This is a genomic window from Flavivirga algicola, assembly GCF_012910715.1.
Lineage (GTDB): Bacteria > Bacteroidota > Bacteroidia > Flavobacteriales > Flavobacteriaceae > Flavivirga > Flavivirga algicola.
Window position 1 is genome coordinate 202,574 of sequence record NZ_JABBHF010000005.1, and the last position, 25,081, is coordinate 227,654.

The 25,081-nt window shown below is 34.6% G+C and carries 24 protein-coding genes; 20 read left to right on the forward strand and 4 right to left on the reverse strand.

Going from position 1 to position 25,081, the window contains the following annotated elements; all coding sequences use genetic code 11:
- Positions 1–119: 119 nt before the first annotated feature.
- Complete coding sequence (locus tag HHX25_RS10435; protein ID WP_169672889.1) at positions 120–980, reverse strand: AraC family transcriptional regulator; 861 nt, start codon at positions 978–980, stop codon at positions 120–122.
- A gap of 151 nt (positions 981–1,131) precedes the next feature.
- On the opposite strand from HHX25_RS10435, the gene HHX25_RS10440 reads away from it, so the two are divergent.
- Genes HHX25_RS10440 through HHX25_RS10465 form a run of 6 tightly spaced genes read left to right on the forward strand, consistent with a single transcriptional unit; the run spans position 1,132 to position 8,472 of the window.
- On the forward strand, positions 1,132–2,250 hold the full coding sequence (locus HHX25_RS10440) for a Zn-dependent alcohol dehydrogenase (protein WP_169672891.1): 1,119 nt from the start codon (positions 1,132–1,134) through the stop codon (positions 2,248–2,250).
- A 14-nt stretch (positions 2,251–2,264) separates the two neighbouring features.
- Positions 2,265–3,065, forward strand: a complete 801-nt coding sequence (locus tag HHX25_RS10445) for an alpha/beta hydrolase (RefSeq protein WP_169672893.1) — start codon at positions 2,265–2,267, stop codon at positions 3,063–3,065.
- A gap of 13 nt (positions 3,066–3,078) precedes the next feature.
- Entirely contained in the window at positions 3,079–4,236 is a 1,158-nt protein-coding gene (locus HHX25_RS10450; protein ID WP_169672895.1) for a cytochrome P450, read from the forward strand.
- Positions 4,237–4,287: 51 nt separating this feature from the next.
- Positions 4,288–4,602: a 2Fe-2S iron-sulfur cluster-binding protein gene (locus HHX25_RS10455; RefSeq protein WP_169672897.1), complete on the forward strand. Its 315-nt coding sequence runs from the start codon at positions 4,288–4,290 to the stop codon at positions 4,600–4,602.
- Positions 4,603–4,620: 18 nt separating this feature from the next.
- Entirely contained in the window at positions 4,621–5,877 is a 1,257-nt protein-coding gene (locus HHX25_RS10460) for an NAD(P)/FAD-dependent oxidoreductase (protein ID WP_169672898.1), read from the forward strand.
- Positions 5,878–5,931: 54 nt separating this feature from the next.
- Positions 5,932–8,472, forward strand: a complete 2,541-nt coding sequence (locus tag HHX25_RS10465; protein WP_169672900.1) for a sugar-binding domain-containing protein — start codon at positions 5,932–5,934, stop codon at positions 8,470–8,472.
- A gap of 76 nt (positions 8,473–8,548) precedes the next feature.
- Here HHX25_RS10465 and HHX25_RS10470 read toward each other — a convergent pair whose 3' ends face one another.
- Together HHX25_RS10470 and HHX25_RS10475 are read right to left on the reverse strand one after the other, a co-directional pair.
- A complete protein-coding gene (locus HHX25_RS10470; RefSeq protein WP_169672902.1) occupies positions 8,549–9,334 on the reverse strand; it encodes a hypothetical protein in 786 nt (261 codons plus the stop codon).
- A 152-nt stretch (positions 9,335–9,486) separates the two neighbouring features.
- A complete protein-coding gene (locus HHX25_RS10475; RefSeq protein ID WP_169672904.1) occupies positions 9,487–10,257 on the reverse strand; it encodes an IclR family transcriptional regulator in 771 nt (256 codons plus the stop codon).
- Positions 10,258–10,372: 115 nt separating this feature from the next.
- Between HHX25_RS10475 and HHX25_RS10480 the strand changes: the two genes are divergently transcribed.
- The 11 genes from HHX25_RS10480 (at position 10,373) to HHX25_RS10530 (ending at position 21,545) form a co-directional block, all read left to right on the forward strand.
- The gene (locus HHX25_RS10480; RefSeq protein WP_169672906.1) at positions 10,373–11,440 is read left to right on the forward strand and encodes an L-rhamnose/proton symporter RhaT; all 1,068 of its coding nucleotides are present in this window, start codon (positions 10,373–10,375) and stop codon (positions 11,438–11,440) included.
- 9 nt (positions 11,441–11,449) lie between these two features.
- Positions 11,450–12,601 (forward strand): ABC transporter substrate-binding protein, encoded by a 1,152-nt coding sequence (locus HHX25_RS10485; RefSeq protein WP_169672908.1) that lies wholly within the window; start codon positions 11,450–11,452, stop codon positions 12,599–12,601.
- A 1-nt stretch (position 12,602) separates the two neighbouring features.
- Entirely contained in the window at positions 12,603–13,745 is a 1,143-nt protein-coding gene (locus tag HHX25_RS10490; protein WP_169672910.1) for a CaiB/BaiF CoA transferase family protein, read from the forward strand.
- Positions 13,746–13,760: 15 nt separating this feature from the next.
- Complete coding sequence (locus HHX25_RS10495) at positions 13,761–14,264, forward strand: MaoC family dehydratase (protein ID WP_169672912.1); 504 nt, start codon at positions 13,761–13,763, stop codon at positions 14,262–14,264.
- A 66-nt stretch (positions 14,265–14,330) separates the two neighbouring features.
- Complete coding sequence (locus HHX25_RS10500; protein WP_169672914.1) at positions 14,331–15,473, forward strand: CaiB/BaiF CoA transferase family protein; 1,143 nt, start codon at positions 14,331–14,333, stop codon at positions 15,471–15,473.
- A gap of 5 nt (positions 15,474–15,478) precedes the next feature.
- Entirely contained in the window at positions 15,479–16,708 is a 1,230-nt protein-coding gene (locus tag HHX25_RS10505; RefSeq protein ID WP_169672916.1) for an ABC transporter substrate-binding protein, read from the forward strand.
- Between the two features lie 6 nt (positions 16,709–16,714).
- On the forward strand, positions 16,715–17,785 hold the full coding sequence (locus HHX25_RS10510; RefSeq protein WP_169672918.1) for a Gfo/Idh/MocA family protein: 1,071 nt from the start codon (positions 16,715–16,717) through the stop codon (positions 17,783–17,785).
- 176 nt (positions 17,786–17,961) lie between these two features.
- Positions 17,962–18,825 (forward strand): DUF1963 domain-containing protein, encoded by an 864-nt coding sequence (locus HHX25_RS10515; RefSeq protein WP_169672920.1) that lies wholly within the window; start codon positions 17,962–17,964, stop codon positions 18,823–18,825.
- A gap of 41 nt (positions 18,826–18,866) precedes the next feature.
- Positions 18,867–19,403, forward strand: coding sequence for a hypothetical protein (locus HHX25_RS10520; protein ID WP_169672922.1), 537 nt, complete (start codon positions 18,867–18,869; stop codon positions 19,401–19,403).
- 451 nt (positions 19,404–19,854) lie between these two features.
- Positions 19,855–20,568: a hypothetical protein gene (locus HHX25_RS10525; protein WP_169672924.1), complete on the forward strand. Its 714-nt coding sequence runs from the start codon at positions 19,855–19,857 to the stop codon at positions 20,566–20,568.
- 86 nt (positions 20,569–20,654) lie between these two features.
- The gene (locus tag HHX25_RS10530; RefSeq protein ID WP_169672926.1) at positions 20,655–21,545 is read left to right on the forward strand and encodes a hypothetical protein; all 891 of its coding nucleotides are present in this window, start codon (positions 20,655–20,657) and stop codon (positions 21,543–21,545) included.
- An 81-nt stretch (positions 21,546–21,626) separates the two neighbouring features.
- On the opposite strand, the gene HHX25_RS10535 is transcribed toward HHX25_RS10530, so the two are convergent.
- Positions 21,627–21,767, reverse strand: coding sequence for a hypothetical protein (locus tag HHX25_RS10535; protein ID WP_169672928.1), 141 nt, complete (start codon positions 21,765–21,767; stop codon positions 21,627–21,629).
- A gap of 99 nt (positions 21,768–21,866) precedes the next feature.
- On the opposite strand from HHX25_RS10535, the gene HHX25_RS10540 reads away from it, so the two are divergent.
- From HHX25_RS10540 to HHX25_RS10550, 3 genes are all read left to right on the forward strand, one after another.
- The gene (locus HHX25_RS10540; RefSeq protein WP_317169081.1) at positions 21,867–22,631 is read left to right on the forward strand and encodes an SDR family NAD(P)-dependent oxidoreductase; all 765 of its coding nucleotides are present in this window, start codon (positions 21,867–21,869) and stop codon (positions 22,629–22,631) included.
- Positions 22,632–22,654: 23 nt separating this feature from the next.
- Complete coding sequence (locus HHX25_RS10545; protein ID WP_169672932.1) at positions 22,655–23,107, forward strand: MaoC family dehydratase; 453 nt, start codon at positions 22,655–22,657, stop codon at positions 23,105–23,107.
- A 178-nt stretch (positions 23,108–23,285) separates the two neighbouring features.
- Entirely contained in the window at positions 23,286–24,908 is a 1,623-nt protein-coding gene (locus HHX25_RS10550) for a sulfatase family protein (RefSeq protein ID WP_240964460.1), read from the forward strand.
- Positions 24,909–25,081 lie beyond the last annotated feature (173 nt).

Genomic DNA, 25,081 nt, shown 5'->3' on the forward strand with positions numbered 1-25,081 from the left:
AGTAGCTTGTTTGAAGTTATAAAAGTATATCCTTTTTGCATGATTGAAGAAAACAAATGTGCAAATAGATACCACATATTACATGTCAATACCAAATTGTAAAGTCCTTACAAAATGTTTTATTGATATTGCTTTTCTAATGCCTTTTTAAAATGTAGGGGCGAACAGTTCATGAATTTTTGAAATTGCTTGTAAAAGAAAGGTAGGCTTTCATAACCACATTCGTACGCAATTTGCCTTACTTGCTTATTCGTTTCAGAAAGTAATTTGCAGGCTAAATTTATTCGATACTCATTTATAAAGGTAAAAAACGATTTGTTGAATGACTTTTTAAAGAAACGACAAAAAGCCTCATCGCTCATAGAAACCAGGTTTGATACATCATTCAATTTTATTTTCTTATCATAATTATGTCTTACAAAATGATAAACAGTTTCAATTCTATTGGTTGCTTTTCTGTTTAATATAGGCGTGAAGTTTGGAGAACATAGAATTTCGTATTCTTTAACATGGCTTAGTTCCTCTAGAAACTCTAAAAAACCAATCATTTTTTTAAATGGCGTCTGTTCTAATATGTTTTTTAGCCTTTCTAAATGTTTTTCAGCAGTTTTTTTATGAAATTTTATACCTTTTGAAGCTCTATGCAGGAGTTTTTTAATTTCGGAAAATTCACGTTTTAAAATCCAATCGTTGCCTAAAAGATTTTCATCCCATTGAAAAATAATAGATTCTACAAACCCTTCATTCGTTTCTGTATTTTTCCAGCAGTGAGGTAGGTTAGATCCGATTAAAACAAAATCACCTTCTTCAAATTTCTGAATATTATTACCAACATAACGTATGCCTTTTCCTTTTACAATATAAGTGAGTTCAAATTCGGGATGAAAATGCCAGGGCGCATCAAATCTTTTATCTTCATAAATAAATGATTTAAAGGAATTCTCTAAAGGAGCTGCTATTTTTTCAAACTGCGCTTTCATTGCTTTTTGTAAATATGATGTTCAATTCTGACTTAAAATTTGAAATGAAAGATAAAAATAGTCAAAATACATTACTATTTGGTTAGGATACGTACTTTTTTAAAAACAGGGAATCTCTAATTTTGTAAATTATTAGTAAAAAGACAAAGGTATGAGTCTATTATGTAAAGCAGCCATTTCTCATGGAGATGGTACATTTTCTATTGAAACTATTGAAGTACAAAACCCTAAAAATGATGAGGTTTTAGTTGCCGTAAAAGCAGCTGGATTGTGCCACACGGATCATGATTCGTTAAATTGGGGAAAGCCTATAATAATGGGGCACGAAGGGGCTGGTATTGTTAAGGCTGTTGGTTCAAGCGTAAAAAGTGTCAAAGTTGGAGATGCTGTTATTTTAAATTGGGCAACGCCTTGTGGTACATGTTTTCAATGTGAAAATGAGAACGAGCATATTTGCGAAAACAATTCACCAGTAGTAGCGGGTGCCAACGGTTATACAGCAGGCCATGCGCATATAGAAGGCGCTACTTTAAACGGCACGCCGATTGAACGTTCTTTTAATATAGGAACCCTTTCCGAATATACGTTGGTAAAAGAGTCAGCTGTCGTTAAAAATCCTATTCAAGATATGTCCTTTAGTGCAGCTAGTATTGTAAGTTGTGGTGTTATGACAGGTTTTGGATCTGCTGTAAATACAGCTCAGGTAGCCGCTAATACTTCGGCTGTGGTTTTAGGAACGGGAGGTGTTGGTTTAAATGTTATACAAGGGATTAAAGTATCCAAAGCATCAAAAATCATTGCAATAGATATTAATCAAACACGATTGGATATGGCTGTCGAATTTGGTGCTACCCATACTATTTTAGCAGATAAAGATGATAAAGGCTTGTTAAAAGCTGCTGAAAAAGTAAAAGAAATGACCGATGGACGAGGAGCAGATTATGCTTTCGAATGTACGGCGATTCCAGAACTGGGAGCAGCACCGCTAGCGATGGTTAGAAATGCAGGTACTGCAGTTCAAGTAAGTGGTATTGAACAAGAAGTGTTAATAAATATGGAACTGTTTGAATGGGATAAAAAATACATCAATCCTTTATATGGAAAATGTAATCCTCAAAAGGACTTTCCTAAAATAATTGAGCACTATAAAAACGGTGAGATTAAATTAGACGAAATGATTACCAGAACGTATTCGTTGGATGATCTACAACAAGCATTTGATGATATGTTAACTGGTAAAAATGCCAAAGGGGTTATCGTATTCGAATAGAAAAGAGAAAATTCATGTCAAAATTTAAGACTACCGAAATATCAGACCCTCGTTTTGAAGCAAATCATTTGCGACATATTACTGTAAAAAGTAAACATTTAAAAAATCGAGGCGATATTACTGTTTTCATTCCGCCAGGAGAGGACTTAACCGATTTGCCCATCGTCATTTTATTACATGGCGTGTATGGAAGTCACTGGATATGGTCTCAGAAAACAGGCATCCATCTAAAAATGAAAACGTGGATAGAAAATGGAGATATTGCACCTATGATTATAGCCATGCCCTCAGATGGATTATGGGGAGATGGTAGTGGTTATCTTCCTCATAAAGATTCCGATTTCGAAAAATGGATCGTAGACGATGTGCCTAACGCTGTTGTCGAATTAATTCCTCAGGCAAGTGACCAATCTAAATTATTTATAGCAGGTCTGTCTATGGGAGGTTTTGGGGCTTTACGTTTAGGAATCAAACACCATGATAAATTTTCAGGTGTATCTGGGTTATCTTCTATTACAGTTGTTAATGAGATGGCCTTGTTTGTTGAAGAACCGCTTAGTGACTATAATCAAGAAGCAGTAGAAAATGAGTCTGTTTATGCTACGATATTAAAATATAAAAACAGCTTACCGCCTTTTAGATTCGATTGTGGTAAAGAAGATGAACTTATTGAAGGAAACAGAAAGTTACATCAACAATTAAATGATTTAAATATACCCCATACCTATAAAGAAAATCCAGGAAAGCATGAGTGGATTTATTGGGAAACACATATTAAGGAAACCATAGCGTTTTTTAATGGAATTTTAAAATAATAAACATAAATACATGAAAAAGAGTGCACTTCCAGATCCGTTTGAAGAAGCCAGAGTTAATAAAGGATATGGCGAAATGGATGACCAAAATGATCCAGTTACTATGGTCTTGGGTTTAAAAGATCTACGTAAATGTGCGCATAATTGGAAAACATTTCAATCGGGGGCAACACCAGGGCGTATTGTAATACCTTCAGAAGTTAATATTCGTGATACACGTCAAATACCATTTGAAGTAGACCCGCCAGAACATAAAGACTTTCGTGCTTTAGTGGAACCCTGGTTTAAAAGACCACTAGAAGCAGATTACAAGGCCACTTTAACGCAGCAAATTAACGATATTGTAGATGAGGTGCTTGCGAAAGATTCTGTTGAAGTGGTGGAAGAATTCTCATTGCGTTTACAATCGCGTGCGCTAACCTTATTATTGAACATACCTTATGAGGAATCTGAAACATGGATTTCTTGGGGCACCCATGTATTTAGAAGTGAAGGCGAGGCACTGGATGGTGATAAGGCTAATATTCTTTATGACTATATCGATGAAAGAATAACTCAGGCAATTGAAAGCCCAGGAGCCGATTTATATTCCATGCTTTTGGCGGCAACCGTAAACGGTAAAAAGTTAACACGGGAGGAAGTTAAAGGCGTCATGATTTTAACCTTTGCAGGTGGACGTGACACGGTTATTAATGCTGTTACAAATTCTATAGCTTACTTTGCCGAACATCCGGAATCATTAGATAGGTTGCAAAACGAACCAGATATCACGGGTAGGGCTGTTGAAGAATTGATTCGTTATTTTTCACCATTAACACAAATGGGGCGTGTGGTGACCGAGGATACTCAAGTTTGTGAACACGCCGTAAAAGAAGATACGCGTATTTCATTATGCTGGGCATCGGCAAACCGAGATGCTAAAGTGTTTGAAAATCCCAATGATATTGTTTTAGACCGAAAAATCAATCCGCATGTGGCTTTTGGTTTTAGTCATCATAACTGTTTAGGAGCAACACATGCCCGTCAGATTATGAATATTTTGTTAACAACATTGGCTAAAAAAATAAAATCAATTGATATTGTAGATTACAAAGAAAATATAGAAGAATTAGGTGAATTTAAGCGTAAGGTAGGTTACGACAATTTAACTGTTAAATTTAAGGGAAGGTAATCCGTTTAAAAACCTTATTTTACAAACTCATTTACATTTAAAATTAAAATTATGGCAAAAATAACTTTCATAACAACAGATGATAAAACAATAACTTTAGAAGGTACTTCAGGCTCTGTAATGCAATTAGCGGTAGATAATAGTGTGCCAGGAATCGATGGTGATTGCGGCGGCGTTTGTTCCTGTGCTACATGTCACGTGCATGTCGCTCCAGAGCATATCGAAAAAACAGGCGTAGCCAGTGAAATAGAAGAAGATATGTTGGATTTAAACGATTATTCAAATGAACGTAGTCGCTTGTGCTGTCAACTTGAAATTAGTGAAGCACTTGATGGCTTGGTATTGCAGGTAGCAGAATCGGACTAGGTCCTTAAAGTATATTTGATGTCAAATAATCAGACTAAAAAACGTGTTTGCGCTGTCATTGGTGCAAGTCACGCAGGGGTAAACTTTGCATTTTCATTACGTAAAGAAGGTTGGGAAGGAGATATTGTTCTTTTTGATAAAGATCCTGTGCTTCCTTATCACCGTCCACCACTTTCAAAAGCATATTTAACCAGTGAAGATGGTATTGAAAAAAACTTATTGAAATCTGCAGAAAGCTACGAAAAAGAGAACATCCACTTGAATTTAGGAGTTTTGGTTAGTTCGATAAACCGTGAAGATAAAACACTTCGTTTAAGTGATGGTAGGATTCAGGACTACGATAAGCTCGTCATTGCTACAGGAGCACGGCCTGTTATACCACCAATTCCAGGAATAGATATGGCAACTAATATCTACCCCTTGCGTACGGCAGAAGATGTTGAGAATATCCGTCATGCATTTAATGCAAGTTCTAATAAGCGTATAATCATTATAGGAGGTGGTTATATTGGTTTAGAAACAGCTGCTTCTTTGAAAAAACTGGGAGGGGCTGTAACTGTTTTAGAGCGAGAAGAACGTATTTTGGCGCGTGTTACAGCTCCAGAAATGTCAAACTTCTTTATGCAATTGCATACTCAAAATGGAGTAGATGTATTAACCAATAAAAATGTCGTTTCCATAAAACCTGTTAATGATGTTAATATGGTTGTTTGTGAAGATGGATCTGAGTTTGAAGCAGATATTATTGTAGTTGGCGTTGGTATTCGAGTTAATTTAGAATTGGCAAAAGATGCAGGTTTGCATATAGAAAATGGTATTGCAGTTGATGAAACGGCTTGTACAAATGATAAAAATATTTATGCCATAGGCGATTGTACATATCATTATAATCCGCATTACAAACGTCGCGTACGATTAGAATCTGTTCAAAACGCCGTAGATCAAGCTAAAGTGGCCGCAGCTGCAATTTGCGAAAAGGCTCCAGTTTATGATACGATTCCTTGGTTTTGGTCAGATCAATATGATGTTAAACTACAAATGGTTGGATTATCGGAAGGTTATAACAATATCTTAATTAGAAAAGAAGAAAGCGATGGTGTTAAATTTTCTATATGGTATTTTAAAGATGATACTTTGTTGGCTGTAGATGCTGTAAATAATGCAAAAGCTTATGTTTTGGGAACAAAATTTATAAAAGGCCATAATAAAATAGATCAATCGAAATTGGCAGATAATTCTGTGCCTTTTAAACCAGCTAATTTACTGATGCAGTAATATCGTGTATTAACTTAACAGTTATTTTTTGTATAATTCAATAAAAGCAAAATTATGAGAATCGTTGGATTTTTTCTTTCCTTATTAATACTGATTTCATGCCATAAACCTGTTGATTCTGTTAGAGAGATTGAAGATTTTAATTATGATTGGAAATTTCATTTAATAGATGATGACTCAGCTTCAGAACCAAGTTTTGATGATGCCAGTTGGAAAAAAATTAATGTACCTCACGATTGGAGTATTGAAGCGGGCTATCAAAAGGAAAAAGGAGCGGCAAGTACAGGATTTGTGGCAGGAGGAATAGGTTGGTATCGAAAAGCCTTTGCACTTTCACAAGCTGATGAGGCCAAAGTAATCCGTATTACTTTTGATGGTGTTTATAATAATTCAAGTGTTTGGATAAATGGTCATCTTTTAGGAAAAAGGCCTTATGGGTATAGCACGTTCTCTTATAATTTATCGGAACACTTAAAATTTGATGGATCGAACAATGTGATTGCTGTTAAAGTTGATAGAACAGCTTATGTAGATTCTCGCTGGTATACAGGTTCTGGAATTTATAGAAAAGTACAGTTGATAAAAACCAGCCCTTTACACGTTAAGCAATGGGGCGTTCAAATTACTACGCCAAAAGTGTCTTCAAATGTTGCTGAGGTTCATGTCATTACCAAAGTTGAAAATTCGAATGATGAACCTATTGAAAACGGCTCCGTAAAATATTCTATTCTAGGTGTTAATGGAAACCTTGTGGCTGAAAAAGTTATTGCTATGGATTTAAAAACATCTAATAAGGCAATATTATCTGTGGAGACCCCAGAATTATGGGGTGTAAACACTCCAAATCTATATACTTTAAACACCCAATTATTTATAGGGGATAAACTCATTGATAATGTTTCAGAAGTATTTGGAATTCGTATATTTAATTTTGACGCTAATAATGGCTTTTCCTTAAACGGTGAAAATTTTAAAATAAAAGGAGTGAATCTGCACCATGATGCAGGGGCTCTCGGAGCTGCAGTTCCAAAAGCCATATGGGAATATCGTATCGACCAGTTAAAATCTATTGGTGTAAATGCAGTACGTATGGCTCATAATCCTCATGCTGTTGAATTGATGGAAGTTTGTGATGAAAAAGGTTTATTGGTAATGGCGGAGGCTTTTGATGAATGGAGTAATCCGAAAGGAAAAAGTTTGATCTATCTTGGAGATAATGCAGCACCAAAAGAATCAGCAAAGGCCTATCCAGAGATGTTTAATGAATGGGCCGAAAGAGATTTGAAAGATTTGATTTTACGTGATTTTAATCATCCTTCAGTAATCATGTGGAGTATTGGCAATGAAATAGAATGGACGTTTCCCCATTATTCTAAAACATTTAATGATGTTAATATTGAGTCTCGTGCAGATGGCTATAATTTTGCTCCAAATTATGATCCAAAAATTATAAAAGAAGCTTTCGACAAAAATATTGAGGGAATAGACCCATTAGCAACTACGGCTAAGCAATTGGTCGATTGGGTTAAAGAAATTGATACAAGTCGTCCTACCGTTTGTGGTAGTGTACTTCCCTCAATTGCAATGGCTAGTGGTTATGGAAAGGCTGTAGATATCTTAGGTTTTAATTACAGGTTAGCAGATTATGATGCTGCACATAAACAATATCCTGATTTAAAAATTTTAGGATCTGAGAATTGGGGTGCCTATAAAGAATGGAAAGCGTGTACAGACCGTGATTTTGTCGCTGGTATTTTTGCATGGACGGGTTTTGCATATCTTGGAGAAGCTGGACCTTGGCCTAGAAAAGGCCTGGAGATTTCATTTTTCGATTATGCAGGCTTTAAAACACCTAGAGGGCACTTTTTTGAATGTTTATGGAAGGAAGATCCGAAAGTATATATGGTAACAATACCTGTTTCTGAGTCCGAATTTTCTTTTAATGAAGATGATGGGTGGAAATTCGACATACAATTAACACCGCCTCCAGTGTGGAAAAATCTGCGTTTGTGGGAATGGTATAAAGTGAACTCAAAATGGCATTATACTGAAGATGAATCTATTGTTGTTCAGGCTTATACGAATTGTGAAGAAGCCGAATTGTTTTTGAATGGGACTTCATTAGGGAGGCAAAAACGCTCGGATTTTGAAGATGATAATATTATTAAATGGTTGGTTCCGTATAAAGATGGGGAGCTTAAAGTTATAGGTTATAACAATGGTGAGCAGACAGATGAATATATTTTAAATACTCAAGGGGAGCTTTCAAAAATAGCCATGTCGTCCAATAAACAAACGGTAAAGGCTAATGATTATGATGTGGCAGTTGTTACTGTTGAATTATTGGATAATAACGGTGAATTAATAACAGATGCAGAAGAGGATATTACTTTTAGTATGGAAGGTGATGCAAAAAATCTGGGCGTAGATAATGGCTGGGAAAAAAATGTATCACTACATAAAAGTAATACAGTAACCACGCGTCTTGGAAAAGCTGTGATTTTTGTACAATCGACTAAGAAAAAAGGTGATGTGATAATAAAAGCATCAAATAGTAAAGGGTTATCTGGAAGCATGGTCTTAAAAATAAATTGAGATTTTTAAGAAACAAATTATGAAAAGAGGATACATTTTAATTTATAGTGTATCCTCTTTCACTTAGTTAGAGTAATTATGGTTTTTGCTCTGTGAGTTTAAAAGCATCTATAGCATGAAAATCTGATCTCGCTGCAATCTCTATAATATATTTTTTAGCTTCATTAAAGGTGGCATAAATTTGATGGGCATTATTATCTGAGGTGCTACTAATCATTGACCATTTGTCGACATCATTCATATATACTTTAAAAAAGCCATTCCCGTTTTCACCAGCAGGATTTGGTGTTTTCCCAGAACCCTTAGGGTAAAGTGTATTTCCGTCCCGTTTTGCAAAGAAATCATCTGCATCAGGAAATTTAAGCCAAGTATCATTGTGTTCTGCCCAAGGCTTCTCATCTGCTTTTTTAGCTATGTAAGATCGCCATTGAAAAAGATAAGTTCCTGCTTTAAGAACATCAATAGTATAGGTTAATTTTCCAACTTCTCCTATATTGCCTTTCCATGTCTGTCCAGGTCCTTCCCAAACGATATAACCTTCTCCTGTATAATCGGCTATAGAAGTTCGTTTTTTCCAATCACCAGTCAAGGTAACAACAGAAGCATCTACTTCTATCACAGCGGCAACAAATTCTTCACACTCGCAAGTGTCTGCATTTAAAATAAAATTACCATCACAGGTTTTGGTACAGGCCTCTTTTTCACATTCACAGGTATCCGTATTAAGTATAAAGCCTGTTGAACAGGTTTTGGTACAGTCTTCAGATTTTGGGTCAGGGTGAGAGTCACTGCCCGAGCATGAAAAGAGTAGAAAGAGACCTGACAAAACCATTGCTAACGATAATTTTTTTAGTGTTTTCATTTTTAAATTTTGATTTGAGGTTTAAACAATAAATGTGTTTCTTTAAATTACATTGCGTATTCAAAAAATAAAGTTAAAGAAGCGATGCTGTTATTTGAGTAACATTTGTTTTAAATAAGGGAGCATATGGTTTTCAATAAAATAAATTGAAGTTAACTTCCAATTAACTGATTTATATCAAGTTGCGTTTTTTTAAGCATATTAATTACAGTGTCAATATTTATATCCTCTTCTAAACTGGAAGAAAAAATTGAAATAGCCAAAACGGCATGTATATAAGAATTTTTAGAGCCTAATGGTACAGCGATATCGGTAACGCCACTGGTGAGTTTGCTTTTAGAGCATCTATAACCATCTTTTTCTATGTCTTCAATAGTAGATAAAAGCTGCTCTTTTTCTTTTTTGTTCCATGTTTTGAAGTGTTTGTCCCTCGATAAAATTGACAGTCGTTTTTCTTTTGAAAACATAGATAGTAAAGTGCTGCCAGAAGTAGTCATCGATAAAGGAAAGTGCGTGCCTTCTTCAATGGATAATGATACGGGGCTAGGACTCCTCATCTGATAGATTACTAATAATTGATCATTATTCATGATGCTCAAATGGCAGGACTGTCTGGTCGTTTCAGATAAATATTGCATAGGATATCTCGCTACACGTTTTAACTCATCAAAAGGGGTGTGCGTATGCGATAGATTATACATTTTCAATGACAGCCTGTATTTACCTGCATTAGTTCCTCTTATTAAATAACCGCGTTCTTCAAGGCATATTAGCATTCTATATATTTCACTAGGTGTTCTGTCTATACCTTGTGCTATTTCGGCTTGGGTTAAAGGGATGCCTTCTTGAGACAAATACTCTATGATATCAAGGCCTTTGTCCAATGCAGGAGCGTTGTATTTTGTTGAGGTTGTTTTGGTCATTTACAAGTGTTCTATAATGCAATATTAATAAAAACTATTTGGTTGTTGTGTTTTTCATATATAAAATATATTTTTGTATATGAAATTTAAAAATTAATTTATTATCTAAATAATTATGGCAAACCCTTTAATAGGTACCTTGATTCATGCAGTTGGAGGTGTCGCAGCTTCTACATGTTATGTGCCTTTTCAAAAAGTTAAAAAATGGTCTTGGGACTCTTATTGGATTGTTCAAGCATCTTTTGCATGGTTTATTTTTCCTTTTTTAATTGGGTTTTTAACAGTGCCTAATTTATTAGATGTCTTTAGTGAATCACCAACAGATGTTTTGGTAAATGCCACCTTGCTAGGTGCAATTTATGGTTTTGGAGGTATGTGTTTTGGTTTTGCCATTAGACATATAGGATATTCACTTACATATACCATATCAATTGGTATTTCTGCAATATTGGGAACTATAGTACCTTTAATTCAGGAGGGTACTTTATTTAAAAAATTTAATGAGCCTGGAGGAGGTATTATCTTTTTTGGAATGTTTGTGGCGCTTATCGGAATTGTTTTTTGTGGTTTAGCGGGGTATAGGAAAGAAAAAGATTTAAAAGCAAATAATACCAATAAAGAGGAAGCTTTAACCTTTAATATGAAAAAAGGGTTGACGCTAACTTTAATTGCAGGTGTCTTATCGGCAGTTTTTGGTATCTCATTAACAGTGGGGGCACCTGTGGCTGAAATAGCAGGAGAATATGGCGCTGGTAATTTTGAAGGAAATGCTAATTTAATACTGTCAACAGGTGGTGCGTTTATAACAAACTTCATTTGGTTTACAATAGCTGGTTTAAAAAACGGAACATTAAAAGAAATTATTGATGTTAAAGGTGTGGGTAAAAAGCATTTTACACTTAATCTAGGAATGTCCATTTTAAGTGGTGCTTTATGGTACGGACAGTTTTTCTTTTATGGAATCGGCCATGTTCAAATGGGGGATTATGGCTATGCAAGTTGGGTAATCCATATGTCCATGCTAATTTTCTTTAGCTACATAGTTGGTGTTATAATGAAAGAATGGGTTCAGGTAACTAAAAAAACAAATATGACATTGTTAATAGCCTTAGCAATACTAATTATATCGTTTATAATAATGGCATATGGAACAGTATTAGGAGAAGAAGTAGTAGCACATTAAAATATAAAAATGAGTACAAAAAGAATACAGCTAAAAGGAATAACATGGAACCATAGTAGAGGATTTACATCTATGGTAGCCACGGCACAGCGTTTTTCGGAATTAAACCCAAACGTTGACATTACATGGGAAAAAAGATCATTACAAGCTTTTGCAGATGAACCAATAAATGAGTTAGCAAAAAGATACGACTTGCTTATTATTGATCATCCTTGGGCAGGATTTGCAGGTAAGAATAATGTGATTCTGCCTTTAGATAAATATTTACCAAAAGCATACATGGACGACCTCGCCGAAAATACTGTAGGGCGTTCCCATGAAAGCTATTCGTCAAACGGTCACCAATGGGCGTTGGCGGTTGATGCTGCAACACCAGTAGCATCAAGCAGACCAGATATTCTTGCAGAAAAAGGACTTGAACTTCCAAAAACATATGACGATTTATTAGCTTTAGCTAAAGTTAACTTGGTTATTATGCCAGGAATTCCACAAGACACATTAATGAATTTTTATATGATGTGTTGTAATTTAGGAGAAACTGTTTGTACTTCCAAAGAGCATGTGGTTAGTGAAGACATTGGAATAAAAGCGTTGCAGTTATTACGTGCGTTGGCAGTAGAAATGGATCCACAAATTTACGATTGGAATCCTATTCAAGTATATGAAGCCATGACGCTAACCGATAAATATGCATATTGCCCCTGGGCTTATGGATACACAAACTACAGCAGAAATGGTTATGCCCGAAAACTATTGCATTTTCATGATATGGTGAAAATTAATGGGGTAGGTGCAATTTCTACGCTTGGGGGAACAGGTTTGGCAGTTTCTGCAGACACAGAAGAGATAGAAACAGCCATGAAATATGTAGAATATGTTGGATCAGAAGCGTGTCAAAAGACAGTGTTTTTTGACAATGGTGGTCAACCAGGTCATAGAAAGGCATGGACGGACGAACATACAAATAGTTTAACTGCAAATTTCTTTAAAAATACATTGCCAGGTTTAGACCGTGCTTTTTTACGACCACGTTATAACGGACATATGTATTTTCAAGATAGGGCAGGGGCGCCAATTAGAGATTATTTAATGCATGGAGGTGATGAAAAAGAATTGCTTTCGCATTTAAATGAATTATATAAAAAATCATTACATAAATAATATGAGACCATTAGAGGGTGTTTTAGTTCTAGAGTTTGCCCAATTCATGGCGGGGCCTTCCGCGGGTTTGAGGTTGGCGGATTTAGGAGCTAGAGTTATAAAAATAGAAAGACCAGACAGAGGAGAGGCAGGAAGACAAATCGCACTAAAGAATTTGTTTTTAGATGGTAGTAGTTTAGTTTTTCATACTGTCAATAGAAATAAAGATTCTTACGCTGCAAACCTTAAGGATCCTGAAGATTTAGAACGTATTAAAAAGTTAATTGGCCAAGCAGATGTTATGACACATAATTTCCGGCCAGGGGTCATGGAAAAAATAGGTTTAGACTATGAAACGGTAAAAGAGATTAACTCAAAATTAATATATGCTACTGTTACAGGATATGGTACTATAGGTCCCTGGTCCAAAAAACCAGGCCAAGATTTATTAATACAATCGATGTCTGGTTTTGCTAATTTGACAGGAAATAAGGAGGATGCCCCTGTGCCTGTTGGAGCAGCAGTTTCAGATATAATTACAGGAACCCATTTAGCTCATGGAGTGTTAGCCAGCTTGATAAAAAGAGAGAAAACCAATAAGGGTTCATTAGTTGAGGTAAGTTTATTAGAATCTACTTTAGATTTTCAGTTTGAAGTGATTACAACATATTTAAATGATGGCCACCAACGTCCAGAAAGAGCAAAACAAGGTTCTGCTCATGCTTATTTGGGGGCGCCTTATGGTATTTACAAAACAAAGGATGGGTATATATCTATTGCGATGGGCTCTTTGTTAAAATTAGGTGAGGTTCTGGACTGTTCAGAATTAAGCGTGTATACAGATCCAGATTCTTGGTTTACAAAACGTAACGAAATCATGGACATATTAAGATCTTTTTTAATAAAGGGAAATACATCTCAATGGTTGGATATTTTGGAATCTGAAGGAATATGGAGTTCAGATGTTTTTGATTATAAAACATTATTGAATCATGAGGCTTACAAAGTACTACAAATGGATCAAAAATTGTCTTTGCTTTCAGGGGAAGAAGTTCATACTTTAAGATGTCCTATAAGAGTAAATGATCAACGAATATTTTCTAATAAACCTGCCCCACGGGTTGGACAACATACAGAAGACCTTATTAAAGAATTTAATCTATAAAATACAAAGAAAATTATGCCAGAAAACACGCCTTTGGAGCAACACGAAAACATTCCTGTATATAATACGGAAAACTGGATGTATGAAGATTTTAAAATTGGACAAAAGGACCGTTCTATTAGAAGAACAATTTCAGAAGGAGAGGCCATGTTGTTCAATGGCTTGGTACTTGATATGCATCCTTATGTTGGAGATCAGGTTTTTGCTGAAGAAGATGGTCTATTCGGAAAGCGTCTGGTCGCAGGAGCTATGGTCTTTAGTTTGGGACTAGGTCTTATGGCCAACAATAATGTAAATACTTTCAGTTATGGCTATGATAAGCTTCGGTTTATAAAACCTGTATTTATAGGTGACACAATTTATACAGTACGAACCCATTTAAATAAAACTCCAAAATATGATGAAATGGGTTTGATTACCGTTAGTTATGAAGTCTATAAGCATCCTGGGGAATTAGTTTTGTATTGCGAACACTTACAAACAGTTAAATATCGAGACCCAAAAAACCATAAAAAATGAGGGGTTTAGATATATTTCATACGTTAAAAATGAGCACAAAAATAATAGTATTCACAATTAGTTGAGATGAAACCATTAGAAGATATATTAATTATAGATTTAAGTCAGTTTTTATCTGCTCCATCGGCAACATTACGATTAGCAGATTTAGGAGCTCGAGTTATAAAAGTTGAAAGACCAGAAATCGGTGACATTTGCAGACAGCTTTATGTTTCAAATGTTCGCTTAAATGGTGAATCAACAATTTTTAGGGCAATTAATAGAAATAAGGAAAGTTTTCAGGCAGACTTAAAGAATGAAGTTGATAAGCAACGTGTTTTTAAACTTATAGAAAAGGCAGATGTTTTGGTGCATAATTTCAGACCAGGTGTCATCGAAAGATTAGGATTAGACTATGAAACTGTCAAAAATATAAATCCAAATATTGTTTATGGAGATATTTCTGGATATGGAACAGAAGGCCCTTGGAAATCTAAACCTGGACAGGATTTATTACTACAATCCTTGTCTGGCCTAACAGCACTAAACGGAATTGAAGGAAATGGACCTACTCCTGTTGGGTTAGCAATCGTAGATATATTATCGGGTGCACATTTAGTTCAAGGTATTTTAGCGGCATTGTTAAAACGGGCAAAAACAGGAAAAGGCAGTAAAATATCTGTTAGCATGTTGGAGTCTATCTTAGATTTTCAATTTGAGTCAATCACAACGTTCTATCACGATGGTGGTCAGCCAACGGTTCGTCCAAAAAGCAACAGTGCTCACGCATATTTAGGAGCACCGTATGGTGTATATCAAACAACTAATGGATATATAGCATTAGCAATGGGTTCAATTCCAGTACTTGGTGAACTGTTGGGATGTAAACCATTAACGCATTATAAAGATGTAGGGTCTTGGTTTACTAAAAGAGATGAGATTAAAAAGATTTTGGCAGATCATTTAAGCACAGATACTACAGAAAAATGGCTTTCAATTTTAGAGCCGGCTGATATTTGGTGTGCAAGTATTATGGATTGGGATACCTTATTCGCTCAAGATGGTTTTAAAATCTTGGAGATGATACAGAACGTGAAAATGGGAGATGGTTTTGAATATAAAACAACGCGCTGTCCTATTAAGATTGATGGAGAATATTTAACATCATCGTTAGGCTCACCCGCACTAGGAGAGCACACAAAAGCTATTATAAATGAATTAATTTCATAGAAACGGTGAACAATAAGTTTAGAATAGCCGTTCGCAAGTTTGATGCCTTTGAAACAGGAATTGATAAAATTTGGAAATTATTTTGCAAAAAAACAGGCTGTAAATTAGAATTAGAAGCTGTTCCATTAGACCTACATCCTTTATACGATACCATCTTAAAAGACGAGGGGTTAAAACACGGAACTTGGGATGTGTCCTTAATAAATACAGATTGGATTACCGAGGCTTACACAAACAATGCTATCGAAGATTTAACACCATATATTGCTAAAAGCCCACCTCATAACTTTCCTGATGGCTGGTCTGGATCTTTATTGTCCAAGCAAGAATTTGATACTAAAACAGTAGGTCTTCCTTTTCACGATGGACCAGAATGTCTGATCTATAGAAAAGATCTATTCGAATCTGTTGAAGAAAAAACCAATTTCTATAAAGAATATGAAAAACGGTTAGAGGTTCCAAAAACCTGGGACGATTTAATAGAAGTCGCAGAATTTTTTAACAGACCAAAAGATAATTTATACGGGACTACTTTTGCGGCATATCCAGATGGACATAACACGGTGTTTGATTTTTGCCTGCAATTATGGACCCGTGGTGGTGAATTGTTCGATGATGTCAAGAAAATCAAATTAAATTCAGAACAAGCTGTTGAAGGTATGGCGTTTTACAGAAAGGCACTTAAAAATTTAAAGGCTATTCACCCAGAATCAAGAGATTTCGATTCTGTGAAATCAGGTATGGCTTTTGCCAACGGCAATTTAGCAATGATGGTTAACTGGTTTGGATTTGCTTCTATGTGTGAGTTTCTTGAAGGTTCAAAAGTGAAAGGAAAAGTAGATATTGCGAATGTACCAGCGGGACCTAATGGAGAAGGTGCCTCTTTAAATGCCTATTGGATGTATGTTATAGGTAGTGGGAGTAAACATAAAGATTTAGCATACGAATTTATTAAGTTTGCAGTTAACGAAGAGAATGATAAGTTGCTAACATTGGAAGGAGCTATAGGTTGCCGTAAGTCTACATGGCACGATGCAGATGTTAATAAAGAAGTCCCTTATTATCACAAATTAGAAGAATTACATAAAAATACGCGATCACTTCCCAGAAAGAGTAATTGGTCCAAAATAGCCAATATTATTGATCAGTTGGTGTTAGAGGTCATCAATACTTCAAAAGACATTACGTTAATTCTGGACAACGCCCAAAAAGAAGTTGATTTTATAGAAAAATAATTAATTATGCAATTAGTTTACAAACCAGAATTACCAAAAGAAAAACGCCCAATTTATATTATTGGAGCGGGTGGGATTGTTCGTGATGCACATTTACCAGCATATAGAAATGCAGGTTTTGTGGTAAAAGGCATTACTAACAGAACCAAACAAAGAGCTACAGATTTAGCTAAATCATTTAATATTCCCAATGTTTATGATAATGTAGAGGAGATGGTATCTGCGGCATCAACAAATGCCGTTTTTGACCTAACATTGATGCCTAACCAATTTGTAGCTACTTTAGAATTATTACCAGACGAATCGGCAGTATTGATTCAGAAGCCAATGGGTGATGATTATAAGCAGACTATAGAGATTTTAGAAGTTTGCAGAAGAAAAAAATTAAAAGCAGCTATCAATTGTCAAATGCGTTTTGCTCCGTATGTTATGGCAGCAAAGTATTTGATTGATCAAGGGTTAATAGGTGAATTATACGATTTTGAAGTTCGACTAACAATTTACACCCCATGGGAGTATTTTCCAAATGTAGTGAATCATCCACGTTTAGAAATTCAGCAACACAGCATTCACTATATTGATTTAATCCGTTCGTTTTTAGGAAATCCAAAAAAAGTATATTCAAAAACGTTGCGGAATCCAATAAAACCAATGTCATCAACACGCACTACTACCATTATGGATTATAACGATGCGATGCGTGCCATTATTAATACCAATCACGATCATAACTTTGGAGAGAAGAACCAAGAAAGTTTTGTGAAATGGGAGGGAACAAAAGGAGCCATTAAAGCAAGAATAGGGTTGTTGTTGGATTACCCTAACGGAAAACCAGATTTATTTCAATATTGTATAGTTAAAGATGGGGAAGAACCAAATTGGGTTGAGGTTGCATTAGAAGGCTCATGGTTTCCTGATGCTTTTGTAGGAACTATGGCATCTTTAATGCGCTATGTAGAAGGTTCTACGGATGAGCTTCCAACCAGTGTTGAAGATGTTGTGCATTCAATGGCTATAGTTGAATCTGCTTACCAATCTAATAATGATGGCGGTATTACGCCAAATTACAATGTGTGAGAGGGTTGGCTTTCAATACAATATAAAGCTGGACAGTTAACTCGGGTCTCACTAAAAGAATGTGTTTGTAATATGTTCAGCATCATCTCAAGTCATAACATTTTCACTGAAAACAGGGTGTTGTAAGTAATCAATGCAGGGTATTTTCGCTTCTATAATAATTAGAAAATATTCCCATGATCGACAAGAAAAAACATTTAAAAATACTTAAGAAGAAATTTGATAAAATTAAATGGGAAAATCGAAAAACTTTAGAGAAGTCTTATTTCGATTTTATCGAATCGGAAACTGTTCCAGCTATAAAAATTGAAGAGGAAGTTTCAAAAAAAGTAACCTTAGGAATATCAAAAATAGGTGGCACTCCGCATTTGGCACCTCATATGAAATGGCCTGAGTTTGAAAATGCTCCCATGGTGTTTTTTGCACAGCTGAATTTATCGGACATAGCATCATATCACATCGAAGATCTCCTGCCCAAAAGAGGAATTTTATATTTCTTTGCACATTATGAAGAACCAGTAAATGAATATGGTGCAGAATTTGATTTTATACAACCTAAAGAAAAATATCAGGTGCTTTTTTTTGAGGGAGATGATATGGGGCAACTGAAGGATACGTCTTTTCCAGAAACAATGCCTCGTTGTTACCAATTTAAAGAATCTACCATGCGCTTTGAGCCTTTTTATGAGGTTCCAAACGATATTTATAACTATACAGAATTTGAGGATAATCTTTCTGGCAATGATTATAATCGTATTATCGAATTTCACGAAACAATATCAAAAGATTTAGATGTTAGCCAAATATTAGGAGTTCCTGCAGCGGTTCAGGATGATGTAGCTATCGATTGGGCATATGCATATATGGAAGAAGAGGAATGTGATGAGGATGAAGATGAATTGGCAGCTGAATTTGTTAACATATTAACCATGCCTATTTTTAGCAATATTGGTGGTGCACAAGGGTATTTTGGAATTCGAAAGGAAGATTTAGCAGACAAAAACTTTGATGCATGCATTTTTGTTATGCAAGACTCCTAGTTTAAGAAGGTTATGCCAATGAGTCAAGTCAATAGAAATAGATGAAAATAATATACTTTTTTTGGATACTTCATGGCTTAATTTACAATGCCCAACAAAAAAAATATGGCTGTAATGATATCACTTATAAAGGCGGTTATTTCTATGAAATAAAGTCTGGCAATTTAGCAAATGGAGTGCTGGAATGCGTAGAAGCTATTAACAATGATGGATATGTCTATAGGGATTTCGCGCATTATAAAAACGGTGTCAAGGTTGGGAAATGGTTGTATACTGAGGGAAATGATACGTTGCAACATGGAGAAATAATTCTAGATACAAAATTAAGCAGATTACTTTCCCAAAAATTTAGTGCTAAGCACATAGGTCTTGAAATATCTCATGAAAGAGGACTTATTAAATTTAATTTAAAGGTTTATGAGCCTAAAAAGGTGCTTGGTTCAATTGAAATTCAAAATATAGTAAATACCGATCTAAGAGGATTTATGATTGTAAACCAGGTAAATAAGGTTCGTATTTTTATTTTAAATAGTGATGGGTATTGGAGTGACGAAGATTTTTATAAACTAGAAGAATAAAATGTCTACCAAAAGATATAAGGTTGAAGTTTCAAATCAAATTTTTAAAAACATAGCTAATAAAAAAATTATAAGCCCTATTACAACGGAGGGTGACAAAACAAAATGCTTATCCATCTGTTTGTAGTCATTATAAGAGATGTTTAACGGCTATTTTTCTAACTACTAATTATACAATATCATAAAAAATAGGAATTTTCACTGGAAACGGGGTATTTTAATTAGCTAAAACAAGATATTTTAGTAGTTATTAATATATGTCTTGATCGATAAGGAAGGACTATTTGAACGGCCTTAGGGTGCAATCACGTACATCATTTCAAAAATAAAAAGATACTACGTCAATAATATTTCAAACAACTAATGTAAAAGGCTTCAAAATAACTTTTTATTTAGACTGTTACGCTTATTTAGAAAATTAAAATAGATAAAAACAAATTAATATATAATTATGAAAAAAATATCTTTAGCAAGTCTATTAATCCTAATAGCATTACTTGCTTCCTGTAACAAGAATAAAGAACCTAATACCATAAAAGAGGATGTTGGTATGGTTGACAATTCTAAAACTTTAGTAAAAGAAAGCTTAGATTTAAACAAACCAGAGCTTTATTGCGAAATAGAGCTAGAAAGCACAAAGCAACAAGCTTCGAATTATGAACTTAAAAGTTTTAATGCATTGAAAAAGGGAGCTATCACTACGACATTCAGTATTAGTTTGAATGAAGACATGTATAACCGGAATCCTCTGGAAATTGAGCTCATAATGATTCGAGAATCAAATTCACCAAAGTTAATCACAGGAACCTATCCTATAAAATCTTTGATGGAATCTGAAAAAGGATTAGTGCGTTATTTTGATTTTGTAGGTAATGTTATTAGTATGGAGACATACAAGAATGCCATTGCCGTTGATCTTTTAGAAGATATAGAAGAGGATTTTGTATTTCTATCTGAGGGAACAAATAAATTAATTATAGAATCGGTAGAGGGAATTAATATTGAGGAAGAAGAGAATGGGGTATATGAATCTGGAAAACAGTTATTAACGGGAAGTTTACAGGTTTCCTTGTTAAAAGTATCCAATAAAGAAAAAATTCAGCTGAAAGTTGACTTTAGGGTCAACCACGATTGGATATTAGTAAATATGGATAACAAAAAATAACTGTCCACTAAACAAGGTTTACAAAATGAAGAAAACCTGAATTCCTATATTATTGCTTAAATCATATAGCTAATTAAAATTAAGATATGAAAGAAGTAACAGCTAAAAACTTATTTGAGATTTTTTGTGAAAAATTTGCAGAAGTAAATGATGGTACAAAATCATTTCCAACAACACTAATCATAGAGTTTTTATATGGGACAGAAATTGTATTTTACCCTGAAGAATCAGAATGGTTTAAAATGAGTTTTAGTTCTATTGAAGACTACTATTCTGACTATGATATGGGTTCCAATTATGCTTATGAAATAAGTGCTATTATTATAAATTATAAATACAGTGAGAATTCGATTGATTTTGAGAATTTAAGAAATCAATTTGATCAAATTCAAGATCATACAGGCTTCTCTCATACAAATTCAATAGCTGTCGATGAGGCGGGCATAGATCATGTTATTGCCCTAACACATTTTGAACACCTTACTTTACAAAGGCCTGAAGATTATGAAAATATGATCTTCAATCACACGCTTAGCACATTATCAAACTCATATAATCAATACCAAAAACCAATATTTTCAGAATTTCGTTTAAATAAAAAAATACATACTTTTACCTTGCGTTGGTGGGAATCTAATATTGGTTATAGTTTGCATTTCGACGATGATACCAAAGTGAACTTTGACCAGGTATTGTATGCCGAAAATGATGTAGAATTAATGTTGGAGCATACTCATGGAGATCAAGAAGCCTTTTTTTCCATTTGGTTGATTTTGTACAGGATCTGTGTTAAGTTAAAGAGTGCTTTGGCAGACCATCCTATGTTTCTACCAAATTTTGAATGTTATCCTACTTTTTTCGATCATTTTCAACAAAATGAGGTTTACGGCTTATTTGCTGAAAAACATAAAGATTTAGACATTAACGAATATGTGAATCTCCTTTTGAAAACATTAAAAAAACCTCAAAATTTCTAAATTATAGTAATCAAAGAATGACCATAGGGCACTAAACAAAAAGTATCAAAAATTCACATTGTTTATGCTGTTAATGAATAGCTAAAGCAAGTGTTGATATGTTTGTTTTGTTAAGTTGTCAATTTCTTCTTGATTGCCCGCTACTAATGAAGAAAATTCAATAAAATCGTTTGTATTTAAGATAGCGTTATTAGCGCTTTCTGTAAGAGAAGAAAGTACCATTTAGGGACAAGATTTTAAGGAACTTTATTTAACTTCGCCGCAAGTAAAACTTTAGTCTAAAAAGCAAAAAAAACAATAAATAAGAATTATATAATGGGTATTTTGAACAAATTTAGTTTAGAAGGCAAAACAGCATTAGTAACAGGATGTAAAAGAGGTATTGGAAAGGCTATGGCAGTAGGTTTAGCAGAAGCGGGAGCCAATATTATTGGAGTGTCGGCTTCGTTAGAATTGGAAGGTAGTAATGTTGAAAAAGAAGTTCAAGCTGTGGGCAAAAGTTTTAAAGCTTATCAATGTGATTTTTCTAATAGAAAAGACTTGTATACTTTTATAGAAGAAGTTAAAAAGGATAATCCGGTTATAGATATCTTAGTAAATAATGCAGGAACTATTTTAAGAGCACCAGCTGTGGAGCATTCTGATGATTTGTGGGATAAGGTGATTGAAGTAAATCAAAATGCTCAGTTTATTTTAACCAGAGAAATTGGTAAAGATATGGTATCTAGAGGTGCTGGAAAAGTAATATTTACCGCATCGTTATTAACATTTCAAGGAGGTATAACAGTACCTGGGTATGCAGCAAGTAAAGGTGCTATAGGGCAATTAACGATGGCTTTTTCTAACGAATGGGCGGGTAAAGGAGTTAATGTAAACGCTATTGCTCCTGGTTATATTTCGACAGATAATACAGAAGCTTTACGAAATGACCAGGCTAGAGCTAATTCTATTTTATCTCGTATTCCAGCTGGAAGATGGGGTAAAGCTGAAGATTTTGCTGGGCCAACGGTATTTTTAGCTTCTGAAGCAGCTGCTTATATGAATGGAGCCATCGTACTTGTAGATGGTGGATGGATGGGCAGATAATTTAATCATAAAAATATCAAGATATGCATATTGTATCAAGGTTTTACGAGGATTACGAATTAGGTAGTAAAAGAGAGACTTTAGGAAGAACAATTACAGAAACAGATTTTGTTGTTCATGCTGGACATACAGGCGACTATTTTCCACATCATATGGACGCCGAATGGTGCAAAACACAACCTTTTAAGCAACGAATTGCTCATGGTACACTTACGTTTAGTGTAGGTATTGGTATGACGGCTACAGAAATAAACCCTGAGGCTTTTTCTAAAGGATATGACCGATTGCGTTTTATAAAACCCGTATATATAGGTGATACCATTAGGGTTGTAGTCACAGTTAGCGAAAAGAAAGCATCTAAACGTCCTGAATTAGGCCATGTTAATGAGCATGTTGAAATATTTAATCAGCGAGATGAATTGGTTTTGGTTTGTGATCATATTTTACTCGCTAAGAAAAAGGAATTCGAGACCTAAACTTTTTAAACTAGTTTGTTTAAAATAGTTTTATGCCAGTTTAAGCATAAGTAAGGAATATTAGTTATAGGTATTGATCATATAGTAGAGATCAGTATTTAATCATATTCTTAGCTTTGCTTAATCTGGCATTTATTTTATATATTTTATTAAACTAGTTTAAAACTTTAGAAAAAGAATGATGAAAATTAAATTTCCTATAATGGTTTTTGGACCATTATTTTGTGTATTGTTATTTGTTTCTTGTAAGCAAGCAGAAGAAAAAGCTGATAAAAAGCAAAAACCAAACATTATCTATATTATGACAGACGATCATGCTGCTGGTGCAACTGGCATGTATGGAGGCCGTTTGGCAAGTTTAAACCCTACGCCAAATCTGGATAAGTTAGGAAGTGAAGGGATGGTTTTCGATAATTGCTTTGTTACAAATTCCATCTGTACTCCAAGTAGGGCGTCTATCATGACAGGACAATACAGCCAGACAAACGGAGTTTTAGATTTGTGGAACGAATTAGATACGGAAAAGCAATATCTTCCACAGGAAATGAAGAAATTGGGGTATCATACGGCCATGATAGGAAAATGGCATTTGCACAACGAACCAAAAGCTTTCGATTATTATAAGGTACTACCAGGACAGGGGAAATATTTTGATCCCGTATTTAGAGTACGTGGTGAAAAAGAATGGCCCAATAATACAGTGGAATATAAGGGCCATAGTACAGATGTTATTACGGATCAAGTACTGGATTGGTTTGAAAATATAAAAGGTAATGATGGTGCGCCTTTCTTTTTAATGTATCACCTTAAGGCGCCACATGATATGTTTGAATTCAATCCCAAATATGCCAATTATTTAGAAAATAAATTTATTCCCGAGCCTGAAAGTTTGTATAACCAACCACTTTGGGGGTCTGAAGCAACTCGTGGAAAAAATGACAGCTTAATAAATACAATAGGGTCTTCCATTTCTAAAAGGCATCCATATCGTAGCTATGTTAATGTTTATAAAACAGGTGGCCAACCTACGGAAAAGGAAGCGACCAGTGCTGCTTACCAGGAATATTTAAAGAGATATTTAAGATGTGTAAAAGGTGTAGATGATAACCTAGGACGTTTTTTTGATTATTTAAAAAAGAAAGGTTTATGGGAAAACACTATTATAGTATACACATCCGACCAAGGGATGATGTTGGGCGAGCATGATTTTGAAGATAAGAGATGGATGTATGAAGAATCAATTCATATGCCGTTAATAGTACGCTATCCAGACATGGTAAAGAAAGGTTCTAGAACAGATTTAATGGTAAATAATACAGATTTTGCACCTACTTTAATAGAATTGGCTGGAGGTAAACAGCCAGATTACATGCAAGGAGAGAGTATGGTAGATATCTTAAAAGGGCATGCACCAGACGATTGGAGAACAAGTACCTATTACCGCTATTGGATGCAAATGGTTCATCATGATATTCCAGCCCATTTCGGGATAAGAAGCAAAGAACACAAATTGATTTTCTTTTATGGGAGGTACCATAATTTAGAAAAAGAGGGCACGCTTTCTATGTACTGGAATGATGAGGCACATTCCAATAAAGTGGGGATAACACCAGCAGCTTGGGAATTTTATGATTTAAAGAATGATCCAGATGAGCTGGTAAATCAATATAATAACCCGGCATATAAAGAAGTTATCGATAAGATGAAGGCTGAATTGAAAGAAACCAGAAAAGAGTTAAATGAAGAAGATCATGATTATCCGCATTTAAAAGAAATCATTGATAAACACTGGGATGATTAATTTTATGGATTAAATAACATCATGATAGTTTTTTAATAAAAAAACCTGCGCTACTGCGCAGGTTTTGCTTTTTAATAGGTTAGAGCTTTATTAAGAAAGAACCAACTTGTATGGTTTTCTTAATTTAAAGAGTTTGCATTTGGTAAAACATAAATAGTACCATGTAGGTTGTT

Bases quoted from the DNA above. Each gene is read 5' to 3' on its own strand.
- HHX25_RS10460 (WP_169672898.1), top strand. From the start codon at position 4,621: ATGTCAAATAATCAGACTAAAAAACGTGTTTGCGCTGTCATTGGTGCA.
- HHX25_RS10440 (WP_169672891.1), top strand. From the start codon at position 1,132: ATGAGTCTATTATGTAAAGCAGCCATTTCTCATGGAGATGGTACATTT.
- HHX25_RS10530 (WP_169672926.1), top strand. From the start codon at position 20,655: ATGAAAGAAGTAACAGCTAAAAACTTATTTGAGATTTTTTGTGAAAAA.
- HHX25_RS10515 (WP_169672920.1), top strand. From the start codon at position 17,962: ATGATCGACAAGAAAAAACATTTAAAAATACTTAAGAAGAAATTTGAT.
- HHX25_RS10480 (WP_169672906.1), top strand. From the start codon at position 10,373: ATGGCAAACCCTTTAATAGGTACCTTGATTCATGCAGTTGGAGGTGTC.
- HHX25_RS10500 (WP_169672914.1), top strand. From the start codon at position 14,331: ATGAAACCATTAGAAGATATATTAATTATAGATTTAAGTCAGTTTTTA.
- HHX25_RS10525 (WP_169672924.1), top strand. From the start codon at position 19,855: ATGAAAAAAATATCTTTAGCAAGTCTATTAATCCTAATAGCATTACTT.
- HHX25_RS10510 (WP_169672918.1), top strand. From the start codon at position 16,715: ATGCAATTAGTTTACAAACCAGAATTACCAAAAGAAAAACGCCCAATT.
- HHX25_RS10495 (WP_169672912.1), top strand. From the start codon at position 13,761: ATGCCAGAAAACACGCCTTTGGAGCAACACGAAAACATTCCTGTATAT.
- HHX25_RS10545 (WP_169672932.1), top strand. From the start codon at position 22,655: ATGCATATTGTATCAAGGTTTTACGAGGATTACGAATTAGGTAGTAAA.
- HHX25_RS10465 (WP_169672900.1), top strand. From the start codon at position 5,932: ATGAGAATCGTTGGATTTTTTCTTTCCTTATTAATACTGATTTCATGC.
- HHX25_RS10450 (WP_169672895.1), top strand. From the start codon at position 3,079: ATGAAAAAGAGTGCACTTCCAGATCCGTTTGAAGAAGCCAGAGTTAAT.
- HHX25_RS10455 (WP_169672897.1), top strand. From the start codon at position 4,288: ATGGCAAAAATAACTTTCATAACAACAGATGATAAAACAATAACTTTA.
- HHX25_RS10435 (WP_169672889.1), bottom strand. From the start codon at position 980: ATGAAAGCGCAGTTTGAAAAAATAGCAGCTCCTTTAGAGAATTCCTTT.
- HHX25_RS10475 (WP_169672904.1), bottom strand. From the start codon at position 10,257: ATGACCAAAACAACCTCAACAAAATACAACGCTCCTGCATTGGACAAA.
- HHX25_RS10470 (WP_169672902.1), bottom strand. From the start codon at position 9,334: ATGAAAACACTAAAAAAATTATCGTTAGCAATGGTTTTGTCAGGTCTC.
- HHX25_RS10490 (WP_169672910.1), top strand. From the start codon at position 12,603: ATGAGACCATTAGAGGGTGTTTTAGTTCTAGAGTTTGCCCAATTCATG.
- HHX25_RS10520 (WP_169672922.1), top strand. From the start codon at position 18,867: ATGAAAATAATATACTTTTTTTGGATACTTCATGGCTTAATTTACAAT.
- HHX25_RS10485 (WP_169672908.1), top strand. From the start codon at position 11,450: ATGAGTACAAAAAGAATACAGCTAAAAGGAATAACATGGAACCATAGT.
- HHX25_RS10535 (WP_169672928.1), bottom strand. From the start codon at position 21,767: ATGGTACTTTCTTCTCTTACAGAAAGCGCTAATAACGCTATCTTAAAT.
- HHX25_RS10445 (WP_169672893.1), top strand. From the start codon at position 2,265: ATGTCAAAATTTAAGACTACCGAAATATCAGACCCTCGTTTTGAAGCA.
- HHX25_RS10550 (WP_240964460.1), top strand. From the start codon at position 23,286: ATGATGAAAATTAAATTTCCTATAATGGTTTTTGGACCATTATTTTGT.